3 protein-coding genes and 1 pseudogene are annotated in these 5,166 nt (G+C 56.6%); 3 read left to right on the top strand and 1 reads right to left on the bottom strand.

Annotated elements, in window-relative coordinates; all coding sequences use genetic code 11:
• Nucleotides 1–1,144: 1,144 nt before the first annotated feature.
• From DC522_RS32360 to DC522_RS32370, 3 genes are all read left to right on the top strand, one after another.
• The gene (locus DC522_RS32360) at nucleotides 1,145–1,843 is read left to right on the top strand and encodes a class I SAM-dependent methyltransferase (RefSeq protein WP_116532531.1); all 699 of its coding nucleotides are present in this window, start codon (nucleotides 1,145–1,147) and stop codon (nucleotides 1,841–1,843) included.
• Entirely contained in the window at nucleotides 1,840–2,988 is a 1,149-nt protein-coding gene (locus DC522_RS32365) for a hypothetical protein (protein WP_116532532.1), read from the top strand. Before DC522_RS32360 ends, DC522_RS32365 begins: the two co-directional genes overlap by 4 nt.
• Nucleotides 2,989–3,087: 99 nt before the next feature.
• Nucleotides 3,088–4,026: a glycosyltransferase family A protein gene (locus DC522_RS32370; protein ID WP_116532533.1), complete on the top strand. Its 939-nt coding sequence runs from the start codon at nucleotides 3,088–3,090 to the stop codon at nucleotides 4,024–4,026.
• A gap of 157 nt (nucleotides 4,027–4,183) precedes the next feature.
• On the opposite strand, the pseudogene DC522_RS35265 reads toward DC522_RS32370, so the two are convergent.
• A pseudogene (locus DC522_RS35265) lies at nucleotides 4,184–5,166 on the bottom strand (calcium-binding protein); the annotation flags it as partial.

Below are 5,166 nucleotides of genomic sequence, written 5' to 3' on the forward strand. Positions count from 1 at the left end.
GGGCTCCAGCGCGTGCTCTCCAACCTGTGCTCTCCTGCGCGCGTCGACTGTGGCCGGCCCCTCGAAGGCCCGCCGCGCCGCCCGGCAGGACATCAGGACACCCCACCGCCCAGGCCTCGCCGCTGGCGCCTCGTCCAACTTCGTGGGAGGGGACCACCAGACCGGCTTTCATCGTTGAGAGCGTCGTTGCCGTGAAGATTGAACTCGAAAGGGAGCCGATGAAGCTTCAGCGGCCTCGGTATCTTTCGGGTTCTGCTGGGGAGTGCTGGCGAACCGGTGCGCCGGCAGTGGTTTTCCGCCGGGCAGACGCTATCACTGCCATAAAACGCACGATGGCGGCCCCTATGATGGCTAGGGCGCCTGCGAGGATGCCTGCGGATAGGGCGAGAAACGGCCCTGACGGCCACAGGAGGGCCGCCGTGAGGATGCCTGAGCAGGTCGCGAGAACTCCGTAGAGAATGACCAATCTCACCCACCTAAATTGTTGGTTAGATCAAACAAGCTGAGCGAAGAAACCGGAGTAGCACACCAGAAGCGGCGGGACTAGGCTGTGTGGACGGCATGGGCTGGAACGAACCCGGCAGCAGTGATCGCCTCAGGCCGAGCGATACGCAGATGCACACGCGCCATAACAGGTCTGATCGGCCAAGCATTATCGCCGACGCGGGCGACAGTGGTAGAGCCGCGCATGTGCCGGGCAAAGTGGAAGAGCGGCACCGGCAGGCCCTCGCTCAGCGCCAGGACCGGGACGTAATCACCATCAGGTTTGCAGCTTGGCGCGCGAATGTGGTCCAGTGCACCGTGAGCAGACCGGAAAAGAGGTCGCCAAGGGGCGCGAACGAGCGTAGATCATTCAATCGGTATCGGCGCGGGAAACTCCTTTTGGCCGTTGTTTAAGACGGGTACCTCTAAATATCAGATGGCACTGCTACACCTCTCAATTGGCTGCCACAGTAAGAGATATAATATCTATATTTGATATTAGGCTAACAGGCTGCCGAACGCGGCCCTTAGTAAAAAGGTAGCAAATCCGCAACGCCTCTGGCTGGTGAATAAGCTCTGCAATCAAAGCTGGCGAAAACACGTAGAATAGTGAGTTTTTGGCTCCCCTTCGGAGTAAGCACTTGTTTGGGACGCGAAGCTGATGCCGATGATCACAAGCGGCTGTGATGAGGAGAGCAAGAAGTTTCGGGCTTCCATGGACCCTGCGCTTCAGTACCACTATGGGGAATTGGACATTGCACGGGATCCGGCTCACCCTAACCATGCCCTGCCGCCAATCCGATCCGACCACCGTCGCATCCTCGACATCGGGTGCGGCATGGGGCAGAGCCTTATGGCTTTGCAATTATCTAAACACGTTGAAGCATGGGGGGTCGACTGTGATGTTGCAGCGGTAGCGGCAGGATCCCGGATCGTTCCGCACAATGTTCACTTGCTGGCCGGTACGGGTGAATATCTCCCGTTTACTGACCGATCCTTTGATCTCGTATTCTCGCGCGTCGCATTACCCTACATGGATCTGTCAAGAGTCATTGCCGAGGCTGCCCGTGTCTTGCTGCCCGGAGGTGAGTTTTGGGCAATGCTTCATCCTCCGAGCATGCTGTTGCACCGTATTCGTCAGGATATCCGCTCAGGAAGAATGAAGGACTTGATCCTTTGCGGGTACATCGGTGTCAACAGTCTCCTTCTCCATATCCTCAGGCGGCAGTTCCGCATCAGGGGATGCTGCGAGACCGTGCAAACGTCCTCGGGAATGAAGCGCATATTGGCTGCGGGAGGGTTGCAGCCCTTCTCAGTCTGTCTGGCTCCTCATTTCATCGTAAGAGCGTACAAGATATGAGTTGGAGGAATCACTTTCATACGCTCGACATTACTCTTCGCGCCACTGCGAGGCGGGGATATTTCCAGCCCGGCTTCAGAGAAAAGAATCCAGTTCATCTGTTCCTGGCTATCACCGACCACTTCGAGCCGCAGGTCCACCGCCGCGGGCAGAACATCGCGCGGAGGCGGCTTGAACAATGGCTGCAAGAATACCCGCTCATTGCGGCACGGCACCAGGATTACGATGGCCGTTCACCTGCACATAGCTTCTTCTATCCGTGGGACGAGTACGACGAATGGGAGTTCTCCCACTTGATGGAACTATGCGCTGCAGGATGGGGAGAAATCGAAATTCACCTCCATCACCGAGACGATACGGAAGTGTCGCTTCGTCAGAAAATTCGGGAGGGAATAGAGACCTACCGAGCTCACGGCGCACTCTCTACATGGCCAAGCGGGCGCCCTGCTTGGGGCTTTATTCATGGTAACTTTGCTTTGGCTAATTCCCGTTGCGAGGGGGACGCCAACTTCTGTGGTGTGAACAATGAGCTTGCCATCCTGGAGCAGGAAGGCTGCTACGCTGATTTTACCTTCCCTGCATGGAAGAGCATGTCCCAACCTCGGCAGCTTAACAGCATCTACTACGCAGCGGGCGATCCGGCATGCCCCAAGTGTTACGACAGAGGTGTTCCAGCGCAGCATATGTCTCCACGTCATTCAGGTGTCATTCTGGTCCAGGGTCCCCTCGTGCCGCATTTGAAGCCAGCGAGAGGCGGCTTGTTCCGTCCAGCGATGGATGACGGGACACTTACCGCGAAACTTGGCTATAGCGCTGAGCGCCTCGATCGCTGGGTTCAGGCGAGAGTTCATGTGCAAGGACGCCCGGACTGGCTGTTCATCAAACTCTCATGCCATGGAGCAGAAGATGGTGATCGCGAAGCCTTGCTGAGCCGAGACCTTGACGCTCTCTTCTCCGATGCTGAAGCACGGTACAATGATGGTGAGCGGTTCAGGCTTCACTACGTTACTGCCCGAGAGATGTATAACCTTATTGCAGCCGCAGAGGCTGGCCTCGATGGGGAGCCTGGAGAGCTACGGGACTGGATGATTCCACCTCCTCGTTCACCATCATATCAAGGCCGCGAAGCGGGCCTTGCAGGCTGAGTTCTAGATCGCGCATCTTGATCTGCAACTGCTTGCGGGCTGTACGAGGTAATAAACGCTGCTATCGATCTGAAAAAGGATTGATGACGAGGATCCGTAGTGCTGGTCTCGGTCATAATACCGCTCTTCAATAAGGGCCCGTATATCGCCCGATGCCTCGTTTCGGTCGCGTCTCAAACGTTCAACGACTTTGAGGTGATCGTTGTGGATGACGGTTCCACTGATACTGGAGCAGCGCAGGCGAAAAGCTTTCCTGATGATCGGGTCAGAGTCATTTCCCAGACAAACAGAGGGCCAGGGCACGCAAGGAATCGCGGAGTCGATGCTGCTCGTGGAGAGCTGATTGCCTTCCTTGATGCTGATGATGAATGGCTTCCGTCATACCTATCTGAGAGCGTCCGGCTACTCACCTCGAATCCTGAGGCTGCGACAGTCTCTTCAGGTTATCTTGAGATGCCAAGCGGATTGTCCACCGAGAGCATGTGGCGTGACCGGGGAATCAGCTCGGGCATTCACCGCCTTGGATCTCGGACAGATCCTATGCTTGCAGTCCACATGTTAGCTTACATGTCACCCTGTACAACTGTCGTGCGCATCGATGCTTTTCGAAAGTATGGTGGCTTTTATGAGAAGAATCGATGCTTATACGGAGAAGATGCCTTCTTATGGTTGAAAGTTCTACTCAATGAGCCTGTACTCTTCAACTTGAGACCTGAAGTCATCATTCGCAGAGATGCATCAGAGTTAAGTAGCAATTTGACCGCTCCTCGGCCTGTTGAGCCTTTCTTGAGCGAGCCAGACGAGATAGAGAGATCCTGCCCCGAGGAGCTAAAGCTTCTCATGCGCAAGGTTCTGGCTATTCGTGCTTATAAAACTGCTTGTGTGATGGGGCTTTGGGGCGATCGGCAGTGCGCTACTGATCTTAGGCGTCGCTTCAGTTCGCCTATGATGCCTAGCCTCCCGTATTTCTGGGCATCGCTGGTATGTGCAAGCCCATTCGGTGCGACGATTGGAAACGTCCTCCATCGGTTCAGGTAATCTCCTACGCCTTACACGACCTCACCTGTTGTCCGCCGCATTGTCGGGCGGGCCTGACGTTGAACAGGAAAGGGCCAGAGTAGGAGCGATACCAGAATGAAGATTTTATCATCCTCGTGCTCTCCCGGCTTAGGGAGAGCACGAGGCGAAAGTTGCCTTAGATGATCTGGAAATCCCAGAAGGTCAACGCAGCCTTGTTGGAGAGCGTGGCCACTTGCACGGCTGCCCCTTGGCCCGAGCCGTCCGCATCGTAGAACAGCTTGCCCGTTACCTTGTCATAGACCAGATAGTCGTTGGCATCCTTGGCCTTGGTTCCCAAAGCCAGATATGCCGGGTTCAGGAGCGCAGGCTGCGATGTCGAACCGACCTTTCCGAGCTTGGTGAACACCGCATTGTCGAGCCAGATGGTATCGTCCGCCGGGTTGAAATAGACGATCGTGTCGAGGTTGGTCTTTGCGCTCGGCTTGGTATGAAAGACGAAGGCGTCCTTGCCGGCGCCCCCGGCAAGCACATCATTGCCAGTGCCGCCCCAGAGCTTGTCGTTGCCCGCGTTGCCATACAGCGCGTCATTACCCGCATTGCCATTGATCTTGTTGGCGCCTGTGTTGCCTTTGATCACGTTGGCGAGCGAGTTGCCCGTCAAGGAGATCGAGGTCGAGCCGGTGCCGGTGAGGTTCACCTCGTCTCCCGCCAGAGTGTAGCTGACGCCGGTGGTCACGTAGGGGGCCTTCTCCGGGAGCGTAGGCGGCTCGGGCTGAGGAGCACTGACGGTCCCGTCGCCCAGGGTATAGGCGAGATACTTCAGCGAACTCGCGTACTGCTCGTTGAACTGCTTCGATCCATCCAGCCAAGCTCCATTGACGCCGCCTGCGAACACCTTGTCGCCGCGCTCCTTGTAGGTGGCGTCGCCCGTCATCTTGTAGAGCCAGCCGAAGCCGGAGCTGATCAGGTTGTTGAGATCAGGCGCGGGCTCGCGCACCTCCCCAAAGGAATTGGCGCTCTCGACATACATGAAGGATTGCGACGCCTCATCCCAGCACGTCTGCCAAATGTAGTCGAGCGACTTCTTGACCGCCGTGAGAATGCGCGGATCGGCCTCGTAGGTGGTGTAGTAGTCGATCAGGGTGTCATTGAGCAGGC

This window comes from Microvirga sp. KLBC 81, assembly GCF_003075415.1.
Taxonomy (GTDB): domain Bacteria; phylum Pseudomonadota; class Alphaproteobacteria; order Rhizobiales; family Beijerinckiaceae; genus Microvirga.

Bases quoted from the DNA above. Each gene is read 5' to 3' on its own strand.
- DC522_RS32360 (WP_116532531.1), top strand. From the start codon at position 1,145: ATGCCGATGATCACAAGCGGCTGTGATGAGGAGAGCAAGAAGTTTCGG.
- DC522_RS32365 (WP_116532532.1), top strand. From the start codon at position 1,840: ATGAGTTGGAGGAATCACTTTCATACGCTCGACATTACTCTTCGCGCC.